Origin of the sequence: Catenuloplanes sp. NPDC051500, assembly GCF_044454585.1 — a bacterium.
Lineage (GTDB): Bacteria > Actinomycetota > Actinomycetes > Mycobacteriales > Micromonosporaceae > Catenuloplanes.
The window spans coordinates 47,611-74,531 of sequence record NZ_JBITDX010000022.1 but is presented as its reverse complement, the minus strand read 5'-3'; the positions used below and the strand labels follow the sequence as shown (position 1 = coordinate 74,531).

Annotated in this window: 23 protein-coding genes; 13 read left to right on the top strand and 10 right to left on the bottom strand. The window is 71.6% G+C overall.

Annotated features, from left to right (window positions below; genetic code table 11):
• Positions 1 to 113 precede the first annotated feature (113 nt).
• Positions 114 to 1,463 carry a GH1 family beta-glucosidase gene (locus ACIA8K_RS33095; RefSeq protein ID WP_396066447.1) on the top strand — a complete coding sequence of 450 codons (1,350 nt, stop codon included), beginning with the start codon at positions 114 to 116 and terminating at the stop codon, positions 1,461 to 1,463.
• 48 nt (positions 1,464 to 1,511) lie between these two features.
• On the opposite strand, the gene ACIA8K_RS33090 is transcribed toward ACIA8K_RS33095, so the two are convergent.
• Together ACIA8K_RS33090 and ACIA8K_RS33085 are read right to left on the bottom strand one after the other, a co-directional pair.
• A complete protein-coding gene (locus ACIA8K_RS33090; protein ID WP_396066445.1) occupies positions 1,512 to 2,942 on the bottom strand; it encodes a hypothetical protein in 1,431 nt (476 codons plus the stop codon).
• Positions 2,939 to 3,484, bottom strand: a complete 546-nt coding sequence (locus tag ACIA8K_RS33085) for an RNA polymerase sigma factor (RefSeq protein ID WP_396066443.1) — start codon at positions 3,482 to 3,484, stop codon at positions 2,939 to 2,941. Before ACIA8K_RS33085 ends, ACIA8K_RS33090 begins: the two co-directional genes overlap by 4 nt.
• A gap of 53 nt (positions 3,485 to 3,537) precedes the next feature.
• Between ACIA8K_RS33085 and ACIA8K_RS33080 the strand changes: the two genes are divergently transcribed.
• The 6 genes from ACIA8K_RS33080 to ACIA8K_RS33055 all read left to right on the top strand — a co-directional run bounded on the left by ACIA8K_RS33080 (position 3,538) and on the right by ACIA8K_RS33055 (position 11,517).
• A complete protein-coding gene (locus ACIA8K_RS33080) occupies positions 3,538 to 4,215 on the top strand; it encodes a thymidine kinase (protein ID WP_396066441.1) in 678 nt (225 codons plus the stop codon).
• Between the two features lie 41 nt (positions 4,216 to 4,256).
• Positions 4,257 to 6,461: a hypothetical protein gene (locus tag ACIA8K_RS33075; RefSeq protein ID WP_396066439.1), complete on the top strand. Its 2,205-nt coding sequence runs from the start codon at positions 4,257 to 4,259 to the stop codon at positions 6,459 to 6,461.
• A 48-nt stretch (positions 6,462 to 6,509) separates the two neighbouring features.
• Positions 6,510 to 7,235, top strand: coding sequence for an alpha/beta fold hydrolase (locus ACIA8K_RS33070; protein ID WP_396066437.1), 726 nt, complete (start codon positions 6,510 to 6,512; stop codon positions 7,233 to 7,235).
• Positions 7,236 to 7,260: 25 nt separating this feature from the next.
• Positions 7,261 to 8,238 (top strand): asparaginase, encoded by a 978-nt coding sequence (locus tag ACIA8K_RS33065; RefSeq protein WP_396066580.1) that lies wholly within the window; start codon positions 7,261 to 7,263, stop codon positions 8,236 to 8,238.
• A gap of 1,588 nt (positions 8,239 to 9,826) precedes the next feature.
• A complete protein-coding gene (locus ACIA8K_RS33060; protein WP_396066435.1) occupies positions 9,827 to 10,336 on the top strand; it encodes a SigE family RNA polymerase sigma factor in 510 nt (169 codons plus the stop codon).
• On the top strand, positions 10,333 to 11,517 hold the full coding sequence (locus ACIA8K_RS33055) for a hypothetical protein (RefSeq protein WP_396066433.1): 1,185 nt from the start codon (positions 10,333 to 10,335) through the stop codon (positions 11,515 to 11,517). The genes ACIA8K_RS33060 and ACIA8K_RS33055 overlap by 4 nt, the downstream gene beginning before the upstream one ends.
• Before the next feature lie 106 nt (positions 11,518 to 11,623).
• Here ACIA8K_RS33055 and ACIA8K_RS33050 read toward each other — a convergent pair whose 3' ends face one another.
• The 4 genes from ACIA8K_RS33050 to ACIA8K_RS33035 all read right to left on the bottom strand — a co-directional run bounded on the left by ACIA8K_RS33050 (position 11,624) and on the right by ACIA8K_RS33035 (position 17,800).
• The gene (locus ACIA8K_RS33050) at positions 11,624 to 12,412 is read right to left on the bottom strand and encodes a methyltransferase (RefSeq protein ID WP_396066431.1); all 789 of its coding nucleotides are present in this window, start codon (positions 12,410 to 12,412) and stop codon (positions 11,624 to 11,626) included.
• A 114-nt stretch (positions 12,413 to 12,526) separates the two neighbouring features.
• Positions 12,527 to 15,490 (bottom strand): family 16 glycoside hydrolase, encoded by a 2,964-nt coding sequence (locus tag ACIA8K_RS33045; protein WP_396066429.1) that lies wholly within the window; start codon positions 15,488 to 15,490, stop codon positions 12,527 to 12,529.
• 138 nt (positions 15,491 to 15,628) lie between these two features.
• Positions 15,629 to 17,023, bottom strand: a complete 1,395-nt coding sequence (locus ACIA8K_RS33040; RefSeq protein ID WP_396066427.1) for a diguanylate cyclase domain-containing protein — start codon at positions 17,021 to 17,023, stop codon at positions 15,629 to 15,631.
• A gap of 39 nt (positions 17,024 to 17,062) precedes the next feature.
• Positions 17,063 to 17,800: an alpha/beta hydrolase gene (locus tag ACIA8K_RS33035; RefSeq protein ID WP_396066425.1), complete on the bottom strand. Its 738-nt coding sequence runs from the start codon at positions 17,798 to 17,800 to the stop codon at positions 17,063 to 17,065.
• 75 nt (positions 17,801 to 17,875) lie between these two features.
• On the opposite strand from ACIA8K_RS33035, the gene ACIA8K_RS33030 reads away from it, so the two are divergent.
• Positions 17,876 to 19,528 (top strand): hypothetical protein, encoded by a 1,653-nt coding sequence (locus ACIA8K_RS33030; RefSeq protein WP_396066423.1) that lies wholly within the window; start codon positions 17,876 to 17,878, stop codon positions 19,526 to 19,528.
• Between the two features lie 455 nt (positions 19,529 to 19,983).
• On the opposite strand, the gene ACIA8K_RS33025 is transcribed toward ACIA8K_RS33030, so the two are convergent.
• Positions 19,984 to 20,748, bottom strand: coding sequence for a tetratricopeptide repeat protein (locus ACIA8K_RS33025; protein ID WP_396066421.1), 765 nt, complete (start codon positions 20,746 to 20,748; stop codon positions 19,984 to 19,986).
• A gap of 109 nt (positions 20,749 to 20,857) precedes the next feature.
• Between ACIA8K_RS33025 and ACIA8K_RS33020 the strand changes: the two genes are divergently transcribed.
• The gene (locus ACIA8K_RS33020; protein ID WP_396066419.1) at positions 20,858 to 21,316 is read left to right on the top strand and encodes a PH domain-containing protein; all 459 of its coding nucleotides are present in this window, start codon (positions 20,858 to 20,860) and stop codon (positions 21,314 to 21,316) included.
• 10 nt (positions 21,317 to 21,326) lie between these two features.
• Here ACIA8K_RS33020 and ACIA8K_RS33015 read toward each other — a convergent pair whose 3' ends face one another.
• The 3 genes from ACIA8K_RS33015 to ACIA8K_RS33005 all read right to left on the bottom strand — a co-directional run bounded on the left by ACIA8K_RS33015 (position 21,327) and on the right by ACIA8K_RS33005 (position 24,118).
• The gene (locus ACIA8K_RS33015) at positions 21,327 to 21,563 is read right to left on the bottom strand and encodes a hypothetical protein (RefSeq protein WP_396066417.1); all 237 of its coding nucleotides are present in this window, start codon (positions 21,561 to 21,563) and stop codon (positions 21,327 to 21,329) included.
• A gap of 74 nt (positions 21,564 to 21,637) precedes the next feature.
• Positions 21,638 to 22,861: a prolyl oligopeptidase family serine peptidase gene (locus tag ACIA8K_RS33010; protein WP_396066415.1), complete on the bottom strand. Its 1,224-nt coding sequence runs from the start codon at positions 22,859 to 22,861 to the stop codon at positions 21,638 to 21,640.
• Positions 22,862 to 22,990: 129 nt separating this feature from the next.
• Positions 22,991 to 24,118 (bottom strand): LCP family protein, encoded by a 1,128-nt coding sequence (locus tag ACIA8K_RS33005; protein ID WP_396066413.1) that lies wholly within the window; start codon positions 24,116 to 24,118, stop codon positions 22,991 to 22,993.
• Between the two features lie 128 nt (positions 24,119 to 24,246).
• On the opposite strand from ACIA8K_RS33005, the gene ACIA8K_RS33000 reads away from it, so the two are divergent.
• From ACIA8K_RS33000 to ACIA8K_RS32985, 4 genes are all read left to right on the top strand, one after another.
• Positions 24,247 to 25,155, top strand: coding sequence for an NADP-dependent oxidoreductase (locus ACIA8K_RS33000; RefSeq protein WP_396066412.1), 909 nt, complete (start codon positions 24,247 to 24,249; stop codon positions 25,153 to 25,155).
• The gene (locus tag ACIA8K_RS32995; RefSeq protein ID WP_396066411.1) at positions 25,152 to 25,370 is read left to right on the top strand and encodes an LLM class flavin-dependent oxidoreductase; all 219 of its coding nucleotides are present in this window, start codon (positions 25,152 to 25,154) and stop codon (positions 25,368 to 25,370) included. The genes ACIA8K_RS33000 and ACIA8K_RS32995 overlap by 4 nt, the downstream gene beginning before the upstream one ends.
• A gap of 5 nt (positions 25,371 to 25,375) precedes the next feature.
• Positions 25,376 to 25,633 (top strand): hypothetical protein, encoded by a 258-nt coding sequence (locus tag ACIA8K_RS32990; RefSeq protein ID WP_396066409.1) that lies wholly within the window; start codon positions 25,376 to 25,378, stop codon positions 25,631 to 25,633.
• Positions 25,634 to 25,898: 265 nt separating this feature from the next.
• The gene (locus ACIA8K_RS32985; RefSeq protein ID WP_396066407.1) at positions 25,899 to 26,831 is read left to right on the top strand and encodes an NADP-dependent oxidoreductase; all 933 of its coding nucleotides are present in this window, start codon (positions 25,899 to 25,901) and stop codon (positions 26,829 to 26,831) included.
• Positions 26,832 to 26,921 lie beyond the last annotated feature (90 nt).

Genomic DNA, 26,921 nt, shown 5'->3' with positions numbered 1-26,921 from the left:
GCGCGGTGCCTAAAGCACGAACCCGACCCTTCGGCCCCCTTGAGTCTGACCGGACGCCTGGTTTAATGACGTCGTAAATTAAGTGTTGAAAGATCAAACTCGGAGGACCATCAGTGCGCGAGTTCGCCGCTCTTCCCCCGGCCTTCGTCTGGGGGGCCGCCACCTCGGCGTACCAGATCGAGGGAGCCGTGACCGATGACGGCCGCGCGCCCTCGATCTGGGACACGTTCTGCCGCGTGCCCGGCGCGATCGACAACGGCGACACCGGCGACGTGGCCGCCGACCACTACCACCGCGTGCCGGAGGACGTGGCGCTGATGAAGCGCCTCGGGCTGGACGCCTACCGCTTCTCGATCGCCTGGCCACGCGTCATGCCGGACGGCCGGGGCCAGGTCAACGCGGCGGGCCTGGACTTCTACGACCGGCTCGTCGACCAGCTGCTCGCGGCAGGTGTGAAGCCGTTCGCCACGCTCTACCACTGGGACCTGCCGCAGGCGCTTCAGGACCTCGGCGGCTGGCCGGCCCGGGACACCGCCTACGCGTTCGCGGACTACGCGGCAGTGGTCGCGGCCCGGCTCGGCGACCGGGTCACCGACTGGATGACCATGAACGAGCCGCTGTGCAGCGCATGGATCGGGCACCTGGACGGCAACATGGCGCCGGGCGAGAAGTCGCTCGACCGCGCCATCTCGGCCAGCCACCACCTGCTGCTCGCGCATGGACTCGGGATGGCGGCCGTGCGGGCCAACTCCCCGCGGCCGGCCGAGGTCGGCATCGTGCTCAACCTCAGCCCGATCGAGCCGGCCAGCTCCTCCGAGGCGGACATCGCGGCGGCACACCGCGCGGACGGGCACACCAACCGCTGGTGGCTCGACCCGGTCTTCGGCCGCGGCTACCCGGCCGACATGATCGAGACCTACGGCATCACGCCGCCGGTCCAGGACGGCGACCTGGAGGCGATCTCCGCGCCGACCGAGTTCTTCGGGCTCAACTACTACTTCCGGCAGCTGATCGCGGACGCGCCGGAGGCCCCGGCCCCGCACGGGCGGCAGGTGCCGGTCGAGGGCGCGGTGGAGACCTCGATGGGCTGGGAGGTCTACGCGGAGGGCCTCTCCCAGCTGCTGCTGCGGGTCACCGAGGAGTACCAGGTCCCGAAGATCTACGTGACCGAGAACGGGTCGGCCTGGGTGGACACGCCTGGTGCGGACGGCGCGTTCGAGGACAAGCAGCGCACCGCCTACCTGGAGGACCACCTGGCCGCGTGCGCGTCCGCGGTCGCCCAGGGCGCGCCGCTGGCCGGGTACTTCGCCTGGTCGCTGCTTGACAACTTCGAGTGGGCGTACGGCTACGACAAGCGCTTCGGCCTGGTCCACGTCGACTACGACACCCAGGTGCGCACGATCAAGAGCAGCGGCCACCGGTACGCGGAGATCATCCGCAACCACAAGGCCGAGCTCGCCTGACCGCGCCGTGGGTTCCCCGGTCCCCCGCACCGGGGAACCCGCGCGCACTCACCAGGTCTGGCCGGGCTCCGCCACGTGCCGGGTCTCCAGGAACAGGCGGTACTCGTCGAGGCTGCCGTCCGTCCGGATCCGCTCGGCGCCGGTCAGCTCGCCTGTGACAGGGTCCAGGACCAGCACGATCTCCCCGCCCGTCCAGCCCGGATAGAGCGCGTCCGAGACCGCGACCGGCGTGCTGATCGCGACCCCGGCACGACCGGCCCGATCGACGACAGCACCCCGCCACACCCACTGCGGCTGCGCGCCGGCCAGCGCCCGCAGGAAACGGGCCCGATCCTGCCGGTCCGCGCCGCGCTGCCGGAGCGCGACCGCGATGGTCACGGCCTCCGGTGCGTCCACGGCGCCCAGGCCGCTGACGATCTCGTCGATGGTGAGACCGATCGGGCCGTGCAACCGTCCTTCCTCCGGGACGGAACGGATCTGCATGCCGTCCGGCGAGAGCGGTTCGGGGCTGGTCCCGTACCACGCGTCCCGGGCCTCGACGGTCACGAACTCGACGCGGATCCCGGCCTCTGTCGCGACGAGTGAGCCGGGCGAGTACCACGACCAGGTCTGGTGGGCGATGCCGGAATCCGGTCCCAGCCCCGGCCTGACGGCGGGGACACTCGGACGGGGCTCGGTCAGGGTCGGAAGCGCGGTCCGGAGCGGCAAGAGGGTTCGGGGCGGCAGACCGGTCTCCACCGGAAGATCGCCCTGGATCGGGTATGCGGAATGCGGCGACAGCACTGTGTTCGCAGGCGATCCGGTACGCGGCGGAAGCGGGGTGGAGGTCACCCCAGGCGTTCCCGGCGAAGGGGGAAGCGGGGTGGACGTCACACCTGGCGTTCCCGGCGGCGTCGGAAACGGGGTGGAGGTCGCACCTGGCGTTCCCGGCGAGGGAGGGAGCGGGGTGGAGGTCGCACCTGGCGTTCCCGGCAGCGGGAGGTCTGACGAGGCGACAATCACCGTGCGACGCCAGGCTCGGCCGTGAACGGCCGTGTACGTGCCCGCCCCGCCCTCAGACGCGGACGGCGTGAGCCGGTCGGCCAGCTCACGCAGCCGATCCGCCGCCGGCCCCCCGTCCGCGCCGAACTCGAACGCCAGCGGCGCCAGCACGTCGCTCGAGCGCGGGTCGGTCAGCGGCAGTCCGGAGACCTCCGTCCCGCCGCCCGGCAGGAGCGTCCGTGCGGCAACCACGCTGCCCGTGGCGACCGCGGCAACTCCGGCGGCGGCCCCCACAAGCACGGACCGGCGCGCCAGCCGAGGACCCGCGACGGTCCGGGGCGCGGGCGGGTACCCGGCCCGTACCGGCACGATCACCTCGGGCGCGCTCTCCGCGCGCGTGATCAGCGCGTGGACCGGCATCGGCGGCACCGGGTCCAGACCGCGTGCCGGGTCGGCGGGACCGAGCAGGTCACGGATCTGCTGAGCGGGCGTCTTCATCGGCTTCCTCCCGATTCTGGGGCGGCTACGGCGTACCCTCGTGGTGTCTTCTTCTGTGGGGTGGCGAGCGCGGCGGTGAGCCGGCGGCGGGCGCGGTGCAGGCGGACACCGGCCGCGGTACGGGTGCAGCCGAGCACTGTCGCCGCCTCGGACACGCTCAGTTCCTCCCAGCCGATCAGGCGCAGAATCTCCTGGTCGGGTTCGGGGAGCGTGGCGAGCGCGGCGCGAAGGTCAAGCACGGCAGCGGGTTCGCTCTGAAAGGCCTGCTCCGGTACGTGTGCGACGGGCACCGCGGCAGTCAGGTCCGCGCGGCGGCGGTTGGCGAGCACCCGGCGGGCCACGCCGTAGAGCCACGGCAACGGCGTCGCGGGTACGTCGGCGCGACGACGCCACGTGATCACGAACACGTCCTGGGCGAGTTCCCTGGCCGCTTCCGCGTCGGGTAGGCGGCGCACCCCGTACCGCATGATTTGCGGGTAGAAATCCGCATAAATGGTGCTGAACCAGGCCTCGTTTCGCGGATCAGGGTCGGGTGGTCCCATGCAACATCCTCCGGCGGCTGAACGGACACGGTCTCACCCCTCTCTGTGTCGCCATGGGGCCCAGGTATTACCGACTATGCTCACCGGCCGTGAAGAACGACTCCGCGCTCTCGACCACCCACTCCCCTCTGCCGGGGCTCGACGGCACCGGGCCCGGCGCCCGGCTGACGTTCTACTGGGGGCCGATGGACTGCGGAAAATCCACGCTCGCGCTGCAGATGCACCACAACCACGGCCGCCAGGGACGCCGCGGCCTGGTCCTGACCCGCAACGACCGCTCGCTCGGCCCGAAGGTCACCACGCGTATCGGCCTCGCCCAGGACGCGATCGAGGTCACCGACGAGCTGAACCTGTGGGACCTCGCGTACGGCAAGGTCGACTACCTGATCTGCGACGAGGCCTGCTTCTACACCCTCGACCACATCGAGCAGCTCGCCGACCTCGTCGACCGGGCCGGCGTCGACGTCTTCGCCTTCGGCCTGGCCAGCGACTTCCGCTCCCGGCTCTTCCCCGCCTCCCAGCGCCTCTTCGAACTCGCCGACGAGGTCCACCGCCTCCAGGTCGAGGTTCTCTGCTGGTGCGGCCGCCGCGGCAACCTCAACGCCCGCATCGTCGACGGCCAGATCGCCCGTACCGGCGAACAGGTGGTCATCGGCGACACCGCCTCCCGCGCCGAGGTCCGCTACCAGGTCCTCTGCCGCCGCCACCATCGCACCGGAACGCTTGACTGACCGCAGAACCCGCTCCTCCGCGGGCTTTCTATGCTGGGCCGATGTCTTCGGTTGTGCGTCTCCGCTCGCTTGTGCCGCTGACCGAGGTGGAGCTCGGGCGGCTGCTGGTGGGGCTGCCTGCGGAAGTGGTACACGCGATCTGGCTGGCTACCGGAGGGTGGCCGGAGGCGGCGATCGACCTGGCCACCGGGGCAGCGTCCGCCGGTTCCGCTGAGGATGAGACGGTCGACGCCGTGGCGCGGCTGGCGTTGCGGGTGCCGGCGCGGGGCGAGTTCCTGGTGCCGGATGTGGCGGTCATCCGGCTGCTCGAGACGGTGGCCGCGCAGCCGCTGCCGGGCGCGGTCCGGGCGCGGGTGCTGATCCGGCTCGCCCGAGAGCTGCTCGGTGACCCGTCCGCGGTGGGCCGGCGTCACGCGCTCGTGGCCGAGTCCGTCGAGCTGGCGCGGGCGGCGGACGAGGCGGGTGTGCTGGCCGAGGTGCTTGACGGACGGCTGCATGCGCTCTGGGATCCGGCCGCCGCCCTGGACCGGTGGGAGACCGCGGCGGAGATCGTCGAGCTGGCCCGGCGGGCGGGCGACGCGAGCCTGGAGCTGCGCGGGCTGTTCTGGCGGTTCACCGCGCTGGCCGAGCTGGGCGACCTGGACGCGGCCGAGGCGGCGCTTGTCACCTATGCCCGCACCGCCGAGTTGGCCGGTGAGGTGAGCGCCCCGGTGATGGTGCTGGCGCGGCAGGCCGTGTTCGCGCTGGTCCGCGGCCGTTTCGAGCTGGCCCGTACGCTCGCGGATGAGGTGACGGCCGCCGGGCGCCGGGCTGGTCTGGCCGACACCGAGCGGCTGTCGGCGATGCTGACCGGGATGCTCGCGATGCTTCACGGCGATGCGAACGCGCAGGTCGCCCCGTTGCGGGAGCTGGCGTTGCGAATGCCCGGCCACTTCTTCGAGGCCACTGCCGCCCGGGCGCTCGCCGAGGCCGGGCGCGACGACGAGGCACTCCTGGAGCTGGACCGGCTGCTGCCCGCGGTACTGGCCGGGAGCGGCCCCCGATGGCTCGGCGCGGTGGCCGATCTCGCCTTCGTGGCGACGGCTGTCGACTCCCCTCGGCCCGCGGCGATGAGCAACAGCGCACCGCCGAGGGCGGCGAGCGACAACCCAAGACCCGAGGCGACGGGCAATGGGGTACGGCGTGAGGCGGTGCGGAGACTGTATGAGGCGTTGCTGCCGTATCAGGGGCGATTGGTGGTCTGGGGCGGCGCCAACATGATCACCGGGCCGGTCGACGAACTGCTGGGACGCCTCGCGCGGCGGCTCGGGCAGGCGGAGGAGGCCCTGGCGCATCTCGATCGGGCGTCGCAACAGGCGGAGCGGCTGGGCGCGCTTCCGTGGCTGGCTGCGGTGCTCGCGGCACGGCAGCGGCCCGGCGACCGGGAGCGGTCACACGACATAGCGTCGCGGCTGGGCATCAGAGTCGGCCGGGTGGGAACGGTCAGGAGTCGTTCCGGGGCAGAGTCGCAGGCGACCGGGCCCGGGCCGCAGGGTCCCGGCGCAGACCAGCAAGGCGTCGACTGGCAAGGCGTCGACCGGCGAGGTCTCGACGATGAACGCCGAGGAGCGGATGACGCCGCCCTTCACCCGGACAGCCCGTTGCGTGGCGCGGCGGGGGCGCTGCTCGGCGTACCCACGCGGGATCTTGCTCTGGATCCGGCTGGGGTCGAATGGGGGCTTCTGCGGGATGGGGAGGACTGGGTTGTGGAGGCGGGGGTGGAGGTGGCGCGGCTGCGGGATGTGCGCGGACTGCACTTTCTGCGCACCCTGCTCGCCGTGCCCGGTCGGGAGCTCGCCGCATTGGACCTGGTGGCGGGCGGTGCCGGGCTGCTGGTCCCAGCCCCGGACCCGCTGCTGGACGCCGCCGCCCGCCGCGCCTATCAGCGAAGGCTCACGGAGCTTGAGGAGCGTCTTGACGCAGCCGACCGCGCCGGCGACGTCGCCGGGGCCACGGAGGTGACGCGGGAGCGGGCCGCCCTGGTGACCGAGTTACGGGCGGCTACCGGGACGGCCGGGCGGCCGCGGCGGCAGAGCGCGGAGGCGGAACGGGCGCGGGTCAATGCCACGAGGGCGATCGGTGTCGTGCTGCGCCGGCTGGACGCGGTCGTGCCGTTGGCCGCGGCCCATCTGCGGGCGTCGGTACGGACCGGTGGGCGGTTCCGTTATCAGCCGGCGCCGGGTGGGCCGCGGCGCTGGCGGGTGTGATCCGGGCGACGAACGGGTTGTTCCGTGCCGGGTTACGCCACTCCGGGTATGACTGATCTTCTGCTTGTGCACGGGCTGACCTACGACCACCGGACCTGGGGGCCGCTGCGCGACGAGCTCGGCCCGGAGTGGCGGGTGCGCGCGGTGGATCTGCCGGGACACGGAGATGCGCCTCGGCTCGGCTCCTATGCGATGCGGGACGTCGTCGAGGTCGTCCATGAGCAGGCGAAAGACCTGACGGAACCGATCGTGGTCGGGCACTCGGTCGGCGCGATCATCGCCACGGCGTACGCGGCCGCGTATCCGGCCGCGGCCGTGCTCAACCTCGACCAGCCGTTGCTGCTCGGGCCGTTCGGGGCGGCGGTGCGCGCGGCCGAGCCGGTGCTGCGCGGCCCGGACTGGCGCACGGTCTGGGACCGGATGCTCGCCGGCATGGGCATCGACGCGCTTCCGGACGACGCGCGCAGGCTTGTCGAGACCGCGACGGATCCGCGGCCCGACCTGCTGCTCGGCTACTGGGGTGAGATCCTGCGCCACTCGGATGCGGAGATCGCGGAGCAGCGCCGGGCGGAGTTGGCGGCGATCGCGGCGCGCGGCATCGGCTACCACCTGGTGACCGGGAGCGAGCCGCCCGCCGCGTATCTGGCGTGGTTGACGAACCTGGTTCCGGACGCGGGCGTGACAGTGCTGCCGGGCGGTCATTTCCCCCATCTCGCCCATCCGGCCGCGGTCGCCCGCATCCTGGCAGCTCTCCGGGCCGGCCGGCGCTTATGATCTTGCGGTGCCACGACCCCGGGTGATGCTGATCGGTCTCGGCGGGACCATCGCGATGGCCTCGTCCGCCGGGGCCGTCGTGCCCGCGCTCGGAGCGGCGCAACTGCTCGCGGCCGTGCCGGGACTCGCGGGGGTGGGCGTGGACGTGGAGGTGCTCGACTTCCGGCAGACCTCGAGCGCGTCACTCAGCTTCGACGACCTGCTCGGGCTGGCCGCGGTGCTCGACGCGCTCGACGGCGTCGACGGGATCGTGATCACGCAGGGCACGGACAGCATGGAGGAGACCGGCTACCTGCTGGACCTCGTCTACCGCGGCGACACGCCCGTGGTGATGACAGGGGCGATGCGCGCGGCGAGCCTCGCGGGCGCGGACGGCCCGGCGAACCTGCTGGCCGCGGTCCGGACCGCGATCTCGCCGGAGGCACGCGGGCGCGGCGTGCTCGTGGTGATGGCCGACGAGATCCACGCGGCGTCCCGGGTCCGCAAGACGCACACGACAAGCGTCGCCGCATTTCGGTCGCCGGACGGCGGTGCGCTCGGCGAGATCACCGAAGGGCGAGTGCGGTTCGCCGGCGCGATGACGGCGCGGCGGACCGTGGCGACACCCGCGCTCGATCCCCGACGGCCGCGCGTACGCGTAGCGCTGCTGACCATGGCGCTCGGCGACGACGGGACGCTCGTCGAGGCGCTGCTGCGGGACGACGCCTGGCACGGCGCGGTGATCGCAGGCTTCGGCGGCGGGCACGTACCGGCCGGGGTGGTACCGGCGCTCCGGCGGCTGGCCACGCGGATGCCTGTGGTGCTCGCGTCCCGGACCGGTGCCGGGCCGGTGCTGACCTCGTCCTACGGATATCCGGGCGGCGAGGTGGAACTACTTGCGGCAGGGCTGATTCCGGCCGGGATGCTGGATCCACTGAAGGCACGGGTGCTGCTGCACGTGTTGCTTGCGGCGGGGGTGCCGGGGGCGGAGATCGCGCCGGCGTTCGCGGACGCCGTCCGGTAACGAGAAATTCTCAGCCACCGGCCCGGCCTGCCGATACGGCTGACGTGCCGGATCGGCACCCTTCTCTCCGGGCGTGGGGCGGCCGAGCCCGATCTCCCGCCTCGCGCCCGGTTCACACGTTGCCGCACCTTGACCGTCCAGCCGCGGCAGACTCCCTGACGTAACCAGATCAAGATTCTGTTCCCGCTTTCGCGGTGGCCTCGGCCCGTGTGCTCCCGCGGGCACTCGAGCGAGCCTGGGGACGGCCCCGGACCCCGATCTTCCCGCTCGCGCGGTGGCCCCGGCCCGCACTCTGTTGCCCATCCGCGTGCGGCGGTCTGGGGCCTCACGATCGAAGGGCTGGCAGCGAGCCGAGAGTCTGGCGGGTCGTTCCGGCTGGTCAGCGGTCTCGCGGCACGCGGGGGTAGCACGGTCATCGTCTGAGCGGCGGCTGGTCTGGGCGGCTGCGGTCTGGACGGTCGCAAGGGCCGGAACCGAGAGAGCGGGCGTGGCGGGGTAAGCCGGTCGAGCTCGCCCTGGGCGGTCGCAAGAGCTGGCACCGAGACAGCGGGCGCGGCCGGGCAAGCCGGACGAACTCGCCCTGGGCGGTCGCAAGAGCTGGCACCGAGACAGCGGACGCGACCGGGTAAGCCGGTCGAACTCGCCCTGGGCGGTCGCAAGGACCAGCAGCGAGACAGCGGACGCGACCGGATAAGCCGGTCGAGCTCGCCTTGGGTGGTCGCAAGGACCAGCACCGAAGCCGAGAGTTGCCGCAGGGTTAGTCGATCTTGGCTCTCGCGTGCCGCCGCGCCAGAGACAGCGGCAGCTCGGGCGCTCCGCGCCGAGATTGGCTCGTTGTGCGGGATCTCGCGTCCACTTGGCGGGATGCAAGATCCTTGCGGCTCTGGTGGCCCTTATCCGAGCGCGATAAGGGCCACCAGAGCCGCAAGGATCTTGACGTGGGCCTTCCTGACCCTTCGGCGTCAGGACGAAACGCAGAGGGAGGTACCCAGATGACGAAATGTCGGGCGCGTAGCGCTCGAACCTGGACACTGACCGCGGATCTCCAGATGAGCCGGGTCGTGAGCGTCGGCTGTGTCCTGACATATGCGGAATCCGGTAATGGCTCCGTCTTCATGCCCGGCCTGAGACCTGCCGGAGTGCCGCGACCAGCCCGCACACCTGCGAAACTCCCGGCCTCGGTGCCAGCCCTTGCGACCGCCCAAGCCGCAGTTGCCTCGGTTCGCGGCCGCCTCGAACCAAAGCCGCCTCGAACCAAAGCCGTCACGAACCAAAGCCGTCACGAACCAAAGCCGTCACGACCCAAAGCCGTCACGACCCAAAGCCGCCGAGACGACGGCAGTGCTGCTCTCGCCCTCCGCGACCACAACGAACAGCCGAAACCACTCACCACGCCCCAGCCCATTCGGTCGTCGGTCCCAGACGGCCGGACGCGAATGGGCAACAGCGTCGCTTCCGCGGGGCAACCCAGCGCGTCGGGCTCCGCTGGCGCTCTGCACGTCGCTCCGGAGCGGGTTTCGGCGAGGTTCGGAGAAGGACATCAACGTCGGCTGAAAGCGCGCTGGACTCGTTGGTAGCCTGACGCACGATGTCGACCGATGCGGACTACCTCGCGTTCGTCAACGGCCGGATGGTGGCGCTGAGACGGTGGGCCTACCTGCTCACCGGCGACACCCACCAGGCCGACGACCTCGTGCAGGACACGCTCACGGTCCTCTATGCCCAGTGGCGCCGGGTCTCGCGAGCGGAGAACATCGATGCCTATGCGCACCGCGTCCTGGTCCGCACGTTCCTGAACGAGCGCCGCCGTGGCTGGTGGAAGGTCCGCTTCCTCGGCGACGTCACCCCGGAGCAGCCCGGGCCCGCGCCCGCGGTCGAGGAGCGGGAGGTGCTCCGGGACGCGCTGCGCCGCCTCACCGCGCGTCAGCAGGCCGTGCTTGTGCTGCGGTTTCTCTGCGACCAGAGTGTCGCCGACGTCGCCAACCACCTGAACGTCTCCGAGGGCACGGTCAAGTCGCAGACCTCCCATGCGCTGACCGCCCTGCGCAAGATCCTCGGCGAACGGCCGCGGCGCCTGACCCCGGAGGTGTCGCAGTGAGCGGGACGGATCACGACGCACGGCGGCTGCTCCGCCCGCTTGCCGGCGAGCCGGAGCATGCTCCCCGGATCGACGTGGCCGCGGCGATGCGGGACGGCACCCGGCTGCGGCGCCGGCGCACCGCAAGGATCGGCGCCGCGTTCGCGACGGTGTTCGCGGTGACTGCTGCGGCCGCGGTGCTGATGCAGCTGCCGGACCGCGACCGGGACGGTGCACAGGTGGCGGCCGGGCCCTCCGCGAGTTCCGGGTCGGCTCCACCTGTCGCCGGGCCGGGCGGCCTGCCGGCGGCGCCGGAGGGAGCCGCCTGCGTAAGCAGCGACGTCGAGCGCACGCCACTGGCGACGGACCGGACCGGCCGCTGGACCGTGACCGACGAGCCCGCGCTCTGGCGGGACGGCGAGCTGGTCAGCGCGGTGGCGACGCAGGGCGGGCAGTTCACCGTGTCCCAGATCAACAGTGCCGGGACCTTCGCCGCCACCACCGTCGACGACACCACACAGCCCTGGGCGTACGTGGACGGCACCCCGACGCTGCTGCGCGGCGGCGCCGGACGGGCGACCGCGGTCTCCGAGCAAGGGCGGTTCGGCGGGCGGCTCGGGGAGCTGCCTGTCGTCTGGGACGCGCCGGACGCGGACCCGGCATTGCTGCCGCTGCCGGCCGGATTCACGTCCGGCGAGGTGGTGGCGGTCGGCGACGACGGAGAGACAGTGCTCGGCACCGTCGGCACCGGCCGGACCGTCCAGATCACGGACACCGCGGGCACCGGCACCGGCCTGCTCTGGCTGGCCGGCGGCGACACCCGGCTGCTGCCGCTCCCGCCGGGCGCGGACTGGGTGCGCCCGACCGCGATGCGCGACGACTGGGTGGTCGGCCTGGTCTCGGACGGTTCCGCGTTCCGCTACGACATCGCGCGGGACACGATGGAGACGCTGCCGGCGCAGATCACCTGGCCGTCCGCGGTCGGCGCGGACGGCGCGGTGGCCGGCCTGAGCGTGCCCGCGCCTGTGGTGCCCGCCCGCGGCTACCGGGCCGTCCTGCTGACCGGCGGCGTCGTACGCACGCTGCGGCCGGACGACCCGGCGGACACGCTCTACGAGATCAGCGGCCTGTCCGACGACGGCACGGTGACCGGGTTCGCGGTGGGCGCGCCAACGCGCGGATTCACGTCCCGCTGCGGCTGAGGCCAGGCCGGCTGAGGCCAGGCCGGCTGAGGCCAGGCCGGCTGAGGCCAGGCCGGCTGAGGCCAGGCCGGCTGAGGCCAGGCCGGCTGAGGCCACGCCGGCTCCGCTAACCCGGCCTGCGGGCGCTGACCGAGATCATCACCTGGGAGAGCCAGGAGTTAGCGGGGTCGTCGAGCGCGTCGAGGGCGGCGGCGAGCTCCGGTTCCTCCAGGTCGCCGGCGCCGAGCATGGCCGGGGCGAGGTGCCGCAGCCACAGCGCGTACCAGCGAGCCTGTGGGGTTCCGCCGGTCACCACGTGTGCGTGGGCCTCGCTCCGCACGTCGATCAGGCCGGCCGCCCCGGCAAGTGACGCGTTGCGCAGGCCGCAGCGCGGGTCGTAGCCCGAGGAGATCATCGCCCGGTACGCCGCGCGCTTGGCCCGGCCGAGGAAGCCGTCGACGTCCGGGTGGCTGAACAGCGAGCTGACGTCCGTGTCCTCGATCAGCAGCACGCCGCCGGGGCGCAGCGCCTGGGCCAGCCGGGCCACCGCCTCGCGCCGGGCCGGCAGGTGCTGGAGGACCAGGCGCGCGTGCACCAGGTCGAAGCGGGAGGGCGGCAGCGCGTCGGACGTCAGGTCGTGCCGGAGCACTGTCACGCCGTGCGCGGCCAGGTGGTCGAGCCGGTCGGTGCGCAGGTCGGTCGCGACCACCTCGCCGTCCGGCCCGGCGCGGCCGGCCAGCCAGGTCGCCACCGAGCCGGAGCCCGCGCCGATCTCCAGGCAGGACCAGCCGGGGCCGACGCCCAGCGCGGCCAGACGGTCCAGGGTGCCCGAATCCCACAGCAGCTCGCCGAGCCTCAGCCGCTCTTCGTCATCGCACGGATCAGTCTCGACCAGGTAACAGGGGCTATAAACCATTTTATCCGTATACAGGTGTTTCGGGGTGTTTGTCCGGATATCGAGGTCGGGTCCACCGCTCGGGGAGGACGCGGACGGGCCCCGGCACGGTCGCCGGGGCCCGTCATCGTGCGGTCAGCGTGCCGGTTCGATCCAGACGTTGCGGTACTGGACCTTGTTGCCGTGGTCCTGGAGCCGGATCGCGCCTGTGGACGGGCCCTCGGCGATGTTGCCACCGGTGCCGTTCGGGATCTCCCGGTTGTCGTGCACGGTGCGGCCGTTCCAGACCACAGTGATCCGGGCGTTCTCGGTCTTGACGCCCGCCGCGTCGTAGCGGGCGGCCCGGAACGTGATGTCGTACGTCTGCCACGTCTCCGGCGCGGTCGCCATGTTCACCGCCGGCGGCGCCACCGTGTAGATCGCGCCGGCCTCGTTGTTGTCGAGCGTGGTGTCGCCGAACGAGTCGAGGATCTGCAGCTCGTACCGCTCCTGCTGGTAGACGCCGCTGTTGCCGCGGTTCTGCCCGGTCACCTCCGGCGGCAGCAGCGGCACCTTGAATTCGACGTGCAGCGTGTAGTCGCCGTACGCCTCCTTCGTGCGCAGGTCGCCACAGCACACCTCGGTCGCGCCGCCGGCGATCAGCGGCCACTGCGGACGCCGCCCGTCGGTGTGCGCCCAGTTGTCCAGGTTCTTGCCGTCGAAGAGCGTGATCCGCTTGGCGTTCCACTCGCGGACACTTATCAGGTCGAGGTTGACGTGGCCGGTGTCGAGCGCGTCCACGCGGTACTGCACCGCGTTCACACCCTTCTTCAGCGGCAGCTTCTCCGTCGCCATCGCCCAGTCGTCCCAGGTTACGGTGGTCGGCAGCGTCACCTGCCTGATCTTGCGGCCGTTGACGTACACGCTCACGGTCTTCGGGCCGCTGAACGGGTCCGGGCCGTTGGAGTAGCGCAGGCCGACCGCGTAGTCCGCGTTCTTGCCCACGGTGACGTGCATGGTGGTCGACGCGTTCAGGGCGCCGAAGCCGGCCGTGAACCCGATGCCGGAGAAGCCGCGGTGGTCGGTCGCAAGCGATGCGCCGCCCTCCCGGTTGCCCTCCTCGGCCTCGTAGAAGACCTGCTGCGACGTGTCACCGGGCAGTTCGTTCATCGTGTACCAGACCTCGGTGCTCCACAGCGCCGAGCCGTCCTTCGCGGCGAACGGGCGCGGCGAGCGGAGGTGCACGACCCGGTCGCGGCGCAGGCCGGGCACGGTCAGCCGGACGGTCTTGCGGTCCTTCGACACGGTGGCCGCGCTTGCCGTGAGTGTCTCGGTGTCCACCTCGGGGCCGCCGTACTGCGCGGTCGGGACGTACCGCCACTGCTCGATTTGGAATTTCTTCGCCAGCTCGGTGACAGTCTCGTCGGAGAGCGGCTTGGTGTACTCGATCGCGAAACCACCCTGCGTGGCCTTCACGGTCTTCATGTCGAAGACGTCGGTGCCGTTCGGCGTGAGCTTCTGCAGGCCGAACCGGAGCTTGCCCTCCTGGCCCCAGTTGCCGTCCGCGCCGAGACCACCGACGTAGATGGCGCCGTCCGGCCCGATCGACACCTCGTTGATACCCGCCTCAAGCCCCTGCGTGTGCCGGAAGAGGGCCCCCTGCTCCACGCCGTTGACAGTCTCCAGCGCGGCCCGCTGCAGACCGCCGTAGGTGACATCACCAATCAAGAGCTGGCCACGGTACGTCCCGGACTTCAGCAGCACGGGCGTGCTCGGCGAATTCGCGATCTGGTTCTGCGGCATCCACAGCACCGGCCGGGTCACCGGCTTGTTGTCGAACGGGCCGTCCGGGTTCGTGTAGTGGTTGAAGAACGCGCCCTCCTCGATCCGCACCAGCTTCGACGACGGCAGCCAGCCACCCTGGTTGTCGGTGACGTAGAGCTTGTCGTTCGGCCCCCAGCCGATGCCGTTCGGCGTGCGCAGGCCGCCGGCGACCGTGGTCACCTTGCCGGTCCGCTTGTTCACCACGATGCTCGTGCCCCGGCCGCCGACCGGCTGCGGGTCGGTGGTCGCGCCGCCCAGGTTGATCGAGACGGACAGGTTGAGGTAGAAGTTCCCGTCCTTGTACAGCAGGCCGAACGCGAACTCGTGGAAGTTACCGCCGAACGGCCAGGTCGCCACGGTACGCCGGGTGTCCAGCACGTCGTCGCCGTTGGTGTCCTTCAGCTCGGTCAGCTCGTGCTTCTGCGACACGTACACGTTGCCGTCGACCACGGCCACGCCCATCGGCTCCTTCAGCCCACCGGCGATCTTCTTGTAGGTGACGCTGCCCGGCCCGGTCTGCCCGGTCACGTTGCCGACCAGGTACACCTCGCCGGTCACCTCGTCCGACCCGCCCCAGGTGGTGATCACCATCTTCTTGTCCGGCCGCCACGCCATGCCGCTCACCTGCGGCTCGAAGCCCGGCGGGCGCAGGTCGGTGAGCGTGTAGCCCGGGTTCACCGAGGTCAGCGGCAGCCCGTCGCCCGGCGTGTCCGTCCCGGCGACGCACTCCTTGAGCCCCGGCGCGGTCACCCGTACCACGCCGGCATCGGTGGTCAGCGCGCTTGTCGGCACGGTCACGAACCCGCTCGTGCCCGGCGGCTGCCAGGCGAGCGTGAGCTGCTGCCCACCGTCGCGCTCGAAGTGCTCGACGCGCAGCGGGTGCACGCCCGCGGTCAGCTCGGCAGTGCCGTCCTTCGGATCGGCGCCGTGCAGCCCGTCGTGGTCGATGACAAGCGTGTCGTCGATGAACAGCTTCGACCCGTCATCACTTACCAGCCGGAACGAATAGCTGCCCGCGGCCGGCACGACCAGGTTGGCAAGCGCGTGCGTGACGAAGTTGGTCTCCAGCCCGAAGTCCTCCACCGTCGACCAGTCGATCGCCGGCATCAGCTTGTCCACATTGGGCGTCTGCCCCGGCTTGAGCTCACACACCCGGCTGAGCGGCGATCCGATGTCGAACGTCCGGAGCGTCACCCCCGGCTCCTGCGCTGGTGGATCGACGGCGGCTCGGGCCGGCGCCGGCGCGCCGGCGACAACTGTGACGGTGAGCAAAGTGGCGGCTAACAGACGTTTCATCTGCGCTCCCGGTTACCAGGGTGATTCACGGCTGTGAACATCCTGGGCCACTTCCGTCAGCCCGTCTATATCTTTCGATTTATTCTTGACAGACTTTTCTCTGTGACGACGAAAGTTCGGGTCGAAAGCGACGAAGTGTCAGGCGTGGCTGAAGAACTCGACGCGGCCGCGGCCGGCCTCCTTGGCGCGGTAGAGGGCCAGGTCGGCGTTGTGGATGAGGTCGCCGGGCTCCTGGGCGGCGTCGCCGAGAGTGGCGATGCCGATCGAGACGCCGACCGTGACGGTATGGCCGTCGAGGTCGAAGGGCTCGGTGAGGTATTCGCGGATGCGGTTCGCGAGCGCGGAGGCGTCGGCTGCGTCGTGCCGGCCGCGGCACAGCACCAGGAACTCGTCACCACCGAAACGGCAGACGAAGTCCTCCGGGCGGGTCGCGGCGATCAGGCGGCCGGCGACCTGTTGCAGCAGCGCGTCGCCGGTGGCATGCCCGTACGTGTCGTTGACAGGCTTGAAGCCGTCGAGGTCGAGGAAGAGCGCGGCCACCGTACCCTCGGTACGGGTCTGCCGGCGCCGCCGCCACTCGGCGCTCACCTGGTTCGCATGCTCCAGGAAGAGCGCGCGGTTCGGCAGGCCGGTAAGCGCGTCGTGCAGCCGGGCCCGGGCCAGCCGGGCCGCGCTCAGCAGCGCGAACATCCCGATCAGAAGAATCGCTGTCATCGCGATCGCGAACGCGGCGAACAACTGCCACGCGACCCGGCTGGTGGCCTGCACCGGTGCCAGCAGCGCCTGCCGCGGCGTGGAGAGCACCACCCGCCACTCACTTCCCGGTACCGGCTGCGCGGTGACGTAGTCCGCGCCGGTCCCGCCGTGTGACCCGGCCTGCAGCCCGTCCCTCAGCTCCCGGCTGGCAAGCGGCACGCCGAGGGCTGACTTGTCCGACGCCACCACCACCCGGCCGTCGCCGTCGATCACGTACGACGAGCTGGCGGGCACCCGCAGCGCGCCGGCCAGTTGCTCGGACACGATGGCGAGCGGGATCGGCATCACCATCACCCGGGTCCCGTCCGGCGCGTCGAACGGCTGGAACGCCGGCACGGTCGGCTCGCCGCCGTCGTCGAGCACATCACCGAACGCGAGCGTCCCGGTCTCCAGCGCGATGGCGAAACCGGCGTTCGACGTCAGGCTGCGGGCGGTCACGCCGGCCGAGGGCGGATCCGCGGTCAGCAGATCGCCGCCCTGGTTCAGCACGGCGTACCAGGTGGCGTCCAGCTCCTCGATGCGCGGCTGCGTCTTCAACTGCGCGGCCGTGCCGGTGAAGTGGGCCGTGCCGACGGCCCGGAGCTGGGCGTCGGTCGACGCCAGCAGGCCGCCGATCAGCTCGGCGGCGATGCCGGCGCGCGCGTCGACCTCCGCGAACACCTTGGCCCGCGCGTCCGAGGTGGTCCGGGCCAGGTAGCTCCCGGCGCCCCCGACCAGCGCGGCGCTGAGCAGCACCGCAAGTCCGATGCTGAGCCGGCCTGCCCACCTCGACCTCATGCCGATACCTATCGGCGGCGCACCCGCGGAGCTGAACAACTACCCGCGAAGCGCGGCGGCGATGAAGTCGAACGCGGACGGGATCACCGTGCGCCAGTACGCGAAGTGGTGGCGGCCCGGCGCGTAACCCCCGGCGGCCGGTGGCTCCGGAAGTGCCCGCGCAAGCGCGAGCGTGTTCGGATAGAGGCCGTCGTCGAGGCCGCACCAGAGCCCGACAGGTGTCCCTGCCAGCCGCGATGCCCCGGTGAAGACCGGGTCGGACGGCGCGACGGCCGGGGAGAACGCGGCCACCGCACGGACGAACCCGGGGAACGACTCGGCCAGCAGCAGCGCGCCGTACCCGCCCATCGACCAGCCCCACGCGGCCGGCCGGGCGGCGTCGAAGCCGCGGGCGGCGCACCAGTCCGGCAGCTCGTCCCGGACCATGCGCTGCGGGTCGTCGTCGCCGGACCGTTGCCAGGCGAGCCGGTCGCCGGTGGCACCAGCAAGCACGAACGGCGCGGCACCACGGCGTACCGCGTCGGTCAGCAGGGTCTGGAAGCCCAACGCGGCGAAGTCGGCCGGGCGCGCGGTGCCGCCGTGCAGGATCAGGCAGACCGGGAGGCCGCGGCCGTCGCCGTGACCGTCCGGGACCGCGGTGTAGAAGTCCACCTCCCGGCCGCGCGCGGTGGAGAAGCGCCGTTCCACCCCGGCCGGCGGACGCCGGGGCCGGCCCACCCAGAGGCCCGTCGCCGCAGCGGTCGCCGCCGCCGCACCGAGCACTGTTCGTCGTCGCACCGACGTTCAACGAGGCAGCTTGCCCGGGGTGGCTACGATCGCGGCGTCGCCGCCACGACCGATCGAGGTGTCCGGATGTCGCATCCCCCGCCGCCCGCCAGGAACGCCCGGCCGCTCGGTCCGCTACTTGTCGCGCCCGCACTGCTGGCGCTGCTGGCCTGCTACGCGGTGCCGGGGGCGCGGACGCTGTGGAACAGCTTCCATCGCATCAGCCTGCTCGACGACGGCGGCGACGAGTTCACCGGCTTCGACAACTACTCCCGGATCGCCGAGACCGGGTTCTTCGGCGACATCTGGTACGTGCTACTGCTCGCGGTACTTCCGGTGCTGGCCGCGTGCGTGCTCGCGCCGGTGCTCGCCTGGCTCGCCCACCGCGGTGGCACCCCGGGGCGGCGGATCGTCCGGCTCGGCCTGGTGCTGCCGATGGTGGCTGTCACGCCTGCCGGGCTGGCCCTGGCCTGGTCCGCCGTGCACCTCGACCTCACCGGCGAGCCGCTGCAGGCGCAGGTGACAGTGGGCCGCGTGCTCTGGGTGACGCTGTTCGGGCTGCTTGTCGGCGCGGGCGTGACGGTGTTCCTCGCCGCGCTGCGCCGCAGCGGGGCGGGGCGGCCGGCCGGCGCGGTGATCACGGTCGGGCTGACCGCCGGGCTCGCCGTCGTCGCGTACACGCTGCAGACCTGGACCTATCCGTTCGTGCTCACCCAGGGCGGACCGCGCAACGCCACCGGCACACCGCTGCTGACGATCTACAACGTCTCGTTCCGGATGCTTGACTTCGGTGCGGCAGCGGCCGGCGGCACCGTGCTCGCGCTGCTGCTCGGCGTGCTCGGGCTGGCCGCGGTCGCCGTGCTGGTGCTCGGCCGGGTCCGGGTCGACGTGGTCGCGCCGCGGACCGGGGTGCGACCGGCCGGGGCACCCGCGCTGATCGGCGCGCTTGCGCTGCTGGCGGTCGTGCTCGCGTTCGCCGGGTACGGGCTCTGGCCGTGGCTGTCCGGGCTGACCGCGGACACGCCGAACGCCGGCAGCGCGCTCAACACCTGGGCGCCGCCGCTGCTCACCAGCGGTGTCGGCGTCGGGCTGGCCGCGCTTGCCGGCTTCGGCATCGGCGTGCTGCGGCCGCTCGGCAGGCACAGTGAGCTGCTGCTGTTCGTCTTCGCGCCGTGGCTGTTCGTGGGCACCGGGCCGTTCAGCACCGTGCACTTCCAGACGCTGCGCGACCTGGGCCTGCTCGACACCCCGGCCGCGCTGCTCCCGCCGGTCTACCTGAGCATCCCGTCGCTTGTCGTGTTCACGCTGCTGTTCCGCGGGCTCGCCGAGCGGCACCCGGGCGCCCCGGCGCGGACGCCGCTTCCCGCGCTGCCGATGGCCGCGGTGGCCGGCGGCATCACCTACCTGACGCAGGCGCAGGACGTGTTCTGGCAGACGCTCAGCGTCAACGAGATCGACCAGATGACGACGCCTGCCGCGGCGCTGCAGGTCGGAACTCAGTTCGGGCCGCTCGCCGAGGGGGCCGCCGCGATGCCGATGCCGGTGCCGGCCGTGGTCCTGTTCGCGCTGCTCCTGGCCGTGTTGCAGTGGTTCTACCTCGACCGGCTGTCGATCCGGACCACGGAGCCGCCGGAGGTGAGGCCCCCGGGCGCCGGCGTTCCGGCGGATTACCAGCGGACGGCGGGATACGGGCAGCCCGGCGGGTTCCAGCCCAGGTCGGCACTCCCTCCCGAATACTGAGTTTCGGCGTCAGGGCGCAGCCTCGGCACTCCGCGCCCGACATTTCACGATAATAGCCCGCCCGCGCACACGGCCGTCGACGATGTATGCGTCATCAACGTTTTGGTGTCCTTATAACGTTGATTTCGCATACATAGTCAGGCGGCTGGGCGCCGTGGCGGGGTCTACGCGACCGGCGGCGGCACCGGAAGGGAGGCTCCCTGGCAACTCACCGCCATCCAGGCCCAGATCACCCGAAAACTCAACCCCCGACGCCGGCACCGGACCTGCCCCCGCGCCGTCAACCGCTGCCGCCACACCGTGTATCGGCCACAACGACGCAACGAACCCGCCACGCCGGACCCGCCACATTCCGCTTTCACCCACTATCAAGATCAAAATAAGCTACGTGGCATTGGGCACGGCCGGGCGGTGGAAGCTCCGGCCGTACCCATGAGGCTTGATTTTGATCTTGATCAGTTGCGCCAGGTGCGGCCGAAGGCTGTGGTGGCGTCGAGGGCCGCGCCGGCCGCGTGGGCCGCGTCGAAGGTGTCAGGACCGAGAGCGGAGATCGCGGCGGTACGGGCGGTGGCCAGCTCTTCGGCGTCGTCGGGGTCGGGGACCTGGTGGAGCGCGGCGAACGCGGCGTCCGTGAAGCCGATCATCGTGGCGGCGCGCGCGTGGTCACCCTCGGCGGCGGCGAGCGCGGTCGCGGCGACGCCCAGGTAGGGGACGAAGGACCGGTAGCCCTCGCGGAACACCCGCACCCGGCCCTCGGCGAAGAGTTCCCGGGCGCGGTCGAGGTTGCCCAGGTGCAGCTCGGTGAAGGCCAGGTTGTGGTACTCGGAGTTGACCGTCTCCGGCTTGCCCAGCTCCTCGTTCAGCGCGATGCTGGCCAGGTAGAGTTCGCGGGCCATCAGGTACTCGCCGGACATCCGGGCGACCGCGGCCAGCACGTGCCGGGGGCGGTCCTCCAGGCGCCGGTCGCCGGAGCGCAGCGCGACCTCGAGCGCGGCGGCGGCCAGCTCCCCGCCCCGGGACAGGTCCCCGGCGCGCAGCGCGAGGCGGGACATCGCGTAGATCGCCTCGACCTCACCGGCCGGGTCGCCTGCCGCACGGGCGCGCGCCACCTCGGCCTCGGCCATCCGCAGCACGGCGTCGCCGTCGCCACTGCGGAACGCCCCGCGGATCTCCTCGGCAAACCGGATGCCGTGCGCGGTGAACCTGCTCGGACTGCTCATCGGTGACTCCTGGGTGTCGGGGTGATCGGCCAGACCCTAGACAGCCCCACTGGACAAACAGTTGACGCGAGTATCGTCAGCCGGTGCACCGACGAGAGGACCGCCCCCGATGACCACCGCCACGCCCGCCCCGCTGCGCGCGTTCCGCCCGCGCGCCATGCGCGTCGCCGCCCTCGTGATCGCGATCCTGGTCTGCTGGGTCATCGTCGTCTCCGGGCTGAACCTGTCCGGCACGATGACCGCAAACGGCGGCCAGACGTTCGAGTCCGACTCCTGGGCGCTCATCGCGCTCGGCCCGCTCCTGGCCCTTCCCCTCCTCCTGCCCCTGCGCGTCCGCATCGACGCCGACGCGGCCGGGGTCCACGTGCAGAATCTGGTCCGCGAGTTCGACGTGCCCTGGTCCGCGGTCCGCGCGGTCCGCTACCGCCACGGTGCCCCGTGGGCGACGCTTGACCTGGTCACGAACGAGGTGGTGACGGTGCTCGCGGTGCAGGCGCTGGACGGGCAGCGGGCCCTGGAGGCCATCCGCCGGCTGCGCAAGCTCCACCTCGACTCCCAGGCGGCGTAGGCGCCCGCTTCTAGTGGATCGTCTCCCAGCTGCTGAGCAGCTTGCGGGTGCCGACTGTGGTCGGGTCGGCCGGGCCGAGGGCACGCTCCATGTCGTCGGCGACCACGGCGAGGTCGGACACGGCTGTCGGCTCACCGGCCTGGTGTCGCAGGATCGCAAGCGAACTACGCGAGATCAGCGTGACCGAGTGGCCGGCGCCCAGGTGCCCACGGCCCTTGCCGCCAGACCGCCCAGCGGCCAGCGCCACGGCCGGAGCCCTCCACCATGTCGTGCTGCCAGCGGCGTCATAGGTCTCCTCATGCGAACCTGGCAGACCGGATGTCAGCGGCGCTGGCGGGACATCCACTGCCAGAACGGTTTGTCGTTGCGGGCCAGGTAGATCCAGGACCAGTGGCCGGGGAAACGGTAGCCGTTCCAGACAACCTGGTCGTAGAGGGTCAGCTCGGCGCCGGGGATGAGGCTCGCGGCGTGGACGGTGTTGGGCTGCGGGGGCACTGTGGTGTCGTCCAGGGAAGTGACGAGCCAGGTGGGGGTGCTGATCGCGGCCAGCTCCGCGTCGGTGATCAGCGGCGTGGTGCCGCCGCCCAACGGCATGACGACGCCGCAGACCGGGATCGAGGCGGCGAACAGGCCCGGGTAGACAGTGGTCATCTTGAGGCTCATGTAGCCGCCGTTGCTGCAGCCCGCGACGTAGATGCGTGACGGGTCGACGCGGTGACTGCGGGAGACCTCGGCGATGACCTCGTGGATGAGAGGGGCGAAGCGGGGGCCGTCCTCCATCCAGAACGAGGTGCTCTGCGGGGCCACGACGTACGCACCGGAGAAGATCTTCTGGGCCTCGGGGGTGGCGAAGCCGAGCGCGCCCCGGTTGGCCCGCAGCGTGGTCTCGTTGTCGTAGTAGCCGTTCGGCAGGGACGCGCCCTCGCCGCCGCCGTGCAGCCAGACGATCAGCGGGCGCCGGCTGGCCGCCTGGTGCGGCGTGAACAGCCGGTACTTCAGGCCGGAGGCGGACGCGTGATAGCTGAACGCGTCGACCTCCGGGTTGGCCAGGGGGCCCTGGGTGAAGCGCGCGATGGTGAGCGGCCGGCCGCCGCGCAGCGTGACCGGGGCGTGCTGGGTGATCGTGTAGGCGAGGTCGAGGCGGACGTTGCGCCCGCCGCTGGACAGCCATCCGAGCGTGCTGCCGCCGGGGACGCCCTCGCCGTGGGCGAGTTCGAGCACGAGGTCGCCGCGCCGGTCGAGGCGGGCCGCGGTGACTGTGCGGTCGAGGTCGTAGCCGGCCGCGCCGGGGATCGGGCTGGTCGCGGTGACGTGCACGCCGAACGTGCCGGGCGTGACGGAGGCCGGGTCGATGCGGCCGAGCCGGGCGGTGCCGAGCGTGAGCGAGACGACCTGTTCACCGCCGTCGAGCACGCGGGCGTCGAGCACGAAGCCGACGGCGCGGTCCCCGCCGGGGAGGGCGGACGCGGTACCGGGCAGGGCCAGGCCGGCGACCACGCCTGAGCCTGCGGTCAGGATGGCACGGCGGCTGAGCGGCACGGACATGCGAACCCCCTCGATCAAGTGAGGATTGTCGATGCAGGAGAACCTACCGCGCCGGTAATCAGCTGGCAACAGTCCCGACACAGGCCGGCGCGCGACCGCATGTCCGGACCTCGATGGCGTCCTCCTCGGTCAGGTCGAACGGGCGATGAACTGCGGGTGCTCGATCAGGAACGTGCCGAGCGTGCCGTCGTTCGCCGCCTTGATCATCTGCAGCGACTCGGCGGTCAGCTCCTCGGCCTCGGAGCCATCAGGCGCCCGGACCGTGTTCAGCGCGCCGGCGTTCGTCTTGATCAGCATCAGGTCGTTTGCCGCGACGCCCTTGAGCGTGAAGATGAAATCGGTCAGATCCGTGCCGCGGGTGTCGAGCGTGAGCGCCTCACCGGCCGCGTCCATCAGGCCCTTGAGCTTGCCGAAGTCGGTCAGCACGCCGGACGAGGTGGCCTTCTTCGCGATCGCCTTGATCAGCTGCTGCTGGTGCCGCTGCCGCCCGTAGTCGCCGTTGTCGAAGCTCTTCCGGATGCGCGCGTAGTCGAGCGCCTCTGTCGCGTTCATCAGCCGGCAGCCGACCTTGTGCACGAACGGCCGGTACCCCGGCGGCAGGCCGACAAGCGACTCGGTCGCGTCGTCGAAGTACCCCTGGTAGAGGTGGCCCTCGTCGTTGACGCCGATGTGGCTCGACGCGGCCTCCTCGTCGACGCACATGTCCACCCCGCCGAGCGCGTGGATGATGCTGCTGAACCCGCCGAAGTCGATGATCGCGCCGCCGTTGAACTGGATCCCGGTCTCCTTCCGGAGCGTGCTGGAGAGCAGCTCCATGCCCCGGGCCCGCTTCTCCAGATCGGTGCCGTCCAGCCGGGAGCCGTAGAAGAACGCCGCGTTGATCTTCTCGGTCGAGCCGTCGAAGTCGAGCTTCGGACTCGCCGGGATGTCGACCACCCAGTCCCGCGGGATCGAGATCAGATAGGCCTGATCGTGACTGGCCGGCACGTGCAGAATGATGATCGTGTCGGAGCGGAACTCCTTCTCACCCTTCCGTGCGTCGATGCCGACGAGCAGCAGGTTCACCGCGCCGTCGATGTCGTTGCCGCCCTCGGCGCCGTCCTCACCGATCAGGCTGGTCTGGGTGATCGAACCGGTCGCCTGGCTGATCAGCGTCTGCGCCGCGACAAGCGTGCCCCCGCTCAGGACGGTCAGCGCGACGCCGGCGATCAGCAGGACGCGTGCCCACAGCGGATCCTTACGGCGCAGCAGCGCCATGACTGGCTCCTTCCCTGCGTACAGCTCAGCGTTCGCGCAAGACTACACAGAATCACCAAGAACCGGCCTTGACCTCAACCTCGGTTGAGCGCGGACACTTCCGGTGTGATCCACGGGGAGGCAGGCGGATGAAGGCGGCACTGTACCGGCGCACCGGCGGTCCCGACGTGCTCGAATGGGGCGAGATCGACACCCCCGAGCCCGGCCCCGGCGAGGTCCGGGTGCGGATCAGGGCCGCGGGCGTGCAACCGATCGACTGCGCCATCCGCGGCGGCCTCACCCCGCCGTGGATGACGATCACGCTGCCCGGCGTCCCCGGCAACGAGTTCGCCGGCGTTGTCGACCGCACCGGCCCCGGCGTCGACGGGATCAGCGCGGGCCAGGAGGTGCTCGGCTTCCGCACCGGCCGGTCCGCCGCCGAGTTCACGGTGGTGCCGGCCACGCAGCTGACCGCCAAACCGGCCGGCATGCCGTGGGAGGTCGCCGGCGGCTTCAGCGGCGCCGCCCAGGTCGCCGACATCGCACTCGAACTGCTCCGGCTCTCCACCGCCGAAACACTGCTCATACACGGCGCCGCCGGAAACGTCGGCGCGGTCGCCGCCCAACTCGCACTCAGATCCAACAACCGCGTCGTGGGTACGGCGAGCGCCGCGAACCAGGACTATCTTCGCGATCTGGGTGTCGAGCCGGTCGTCTACGGCCCCGGCCTGGCCGGCCGCCTCCGGGCGCTGCTACCCGGCGGCGCCGACCTGGTGCTCGACGGCGCGGGCGGCGAGGCACTCGACCTGTCCCTCGAGCTGTGCCCCGACCGGTCCCGGATCCTCACGCTCGTCGAACACGGGCGCGCGGCCGCACTCGGCATCCGTACCACCTCCGACCTGCGCTCCGCCGCCCGCCTCGCCTCTCTCGTCGCGCTCTACACAGCCGGTGACCTGCGCTTCCCCGTCCGCCGGACGTACCCGATGGCCCGGGCCGCGGACGCGCACCGCGAGGTGGAGACCGGGCACGGCCGCGGCAAGGTGGTGCTGGTCGCGTGAAAATCGGCGTCATCCTCCCGTCGCTCCCGGTCCAGCACCGCGACGGCCTCGACCTCGCCACCGCCGCCCGGCACGCCGAGAACGCCGGCCTCGACAGCGTCTGGCACGGCGACCACCTGGCGGCCCCGATGCCGACGGTGGAGTGCACGATCGCGCTGGCCGTCGCCGCCACCGCCACCACCCGCATCCTGATCGGCGCAAGCGGCCGGAGATAGCGATCGTGGCGCTCGGGTCCGGGCTCGACTTCGCGGGTGTGGGCCTGGACGCGCTGCCGGACGGCGCCGCTGCCGCGGTGCTTGATGCGTTCCCGCGGCTCGGCTTCAAGAAGGACGCGCTGGACACGATGATGGCGCTCTGTGCGGAAAAACCGGCCGGCGTACTGATGCACTACTTCTCCGAGGTCGGCCGGCGTCACGTGCCGGGCTTCGGCCTGCCCGCGATCGACGAAATACTGTTCGCGGCCCCGTTCGCCGACTGAGCGGGCAATCCGCCGACCGAGCGGGCAATTCGCCGGCTGAGCGGTCGCTGCCGGCGGACAGCAGGAGCGGTGGCCGTCCACCGCCGGGCAGCCGCGCCAGATCCCGCTGGTGCTCACGGCCGCCCCCGGCTCGCCGAGCGAGGAGAAACTGCGGCTGCCAGCCACCGCCTCACCACTGTCGGCCAGCTCACTATTGCTTCGAACTCGAAGCACGCTCCAGTCATATTGCTTCGAAATCGAAGCACAACACGTCGAGGAGCCGACAATGAAGGCAGTGCGTTTCCACGAGTACGGCGAGCCGAGCGTCCTTCGTCACGAGGACGCCGCACAGCCCACCCCCGGCGCCGGAGAGGTGCTGATCCAGGTCGCCGGCACGTCGTTCAACGGCGTCGACGGCAACATCCGCGCCGGCTTCATGCAGGGCCCGATCCCGGTGGCGCTGCCGCACACCCCCGGCCTCGACGTGTCCGGCACGGTAGCCGCGCTCGGCGAGGGCGTGACCGGCGTCGAGGTCGGCGACCAGGTGATCGGGTTCCTGCCGATGACCGGCGACGGCGCGGCGGCGGAGTACGTCGTGGCTCCGGCCGGCATCCTCGCGCCGGCGCCCACCACAGTCGCGCTTGCCGACGCCGCGGCACTGCCGGCCGTGGGCCTCACCGCGTGGCAGGCGCTGTTCGACCACGCGAAGCTCACGGCGGGCCAGCGCGTGCTGATCAACGGCGCGGGCGGGGCGGTCGGCGGGTACGCCGTGCAGTTGGCCTCGAACGCCGGCGCGTACGTGATCGCCACGGCCGGCCCGCGCAGCATCGACACGGTCAAGGCCGCGGGCGCCGACGAGATCATCGACCACACCACCACGGCCGTCACCACGCTCGCCACCCAGGTCGACGTGGTGCTCAACCTCGCACCTGTCGAGCCGGCCCAGCTGGCGGGACTTGTCGGCCTGATCCGGGACAACGGCGTCCTGGTCAACACCACGGTGTGGATGCCCGCGCCGGGTGACGAGCGGCGCGGCGTACGCGGCATCGACCTGTTCGTCCGCAGTGACGCGGCCCAGCTGACGCACCTGGCCGCGCTTGTCGACGCCGGCGAGCTGCGCATCGACGTAGCGCAGCGGGTTCCGCTCGCGCAACTGCCGGCCGTGCACGCCCAGGCGGCCGGCGGCGCGCTGCACGGCAAGACCGTCATCGTCCTCTGACTGTCCTGGCCGGCACGTACCGCAGCGAATGTCTGTAGACGTTCGAGGGCCGCCTCCTCACGGCGGCGGCCCGGAAAGTCGCGGGAACTT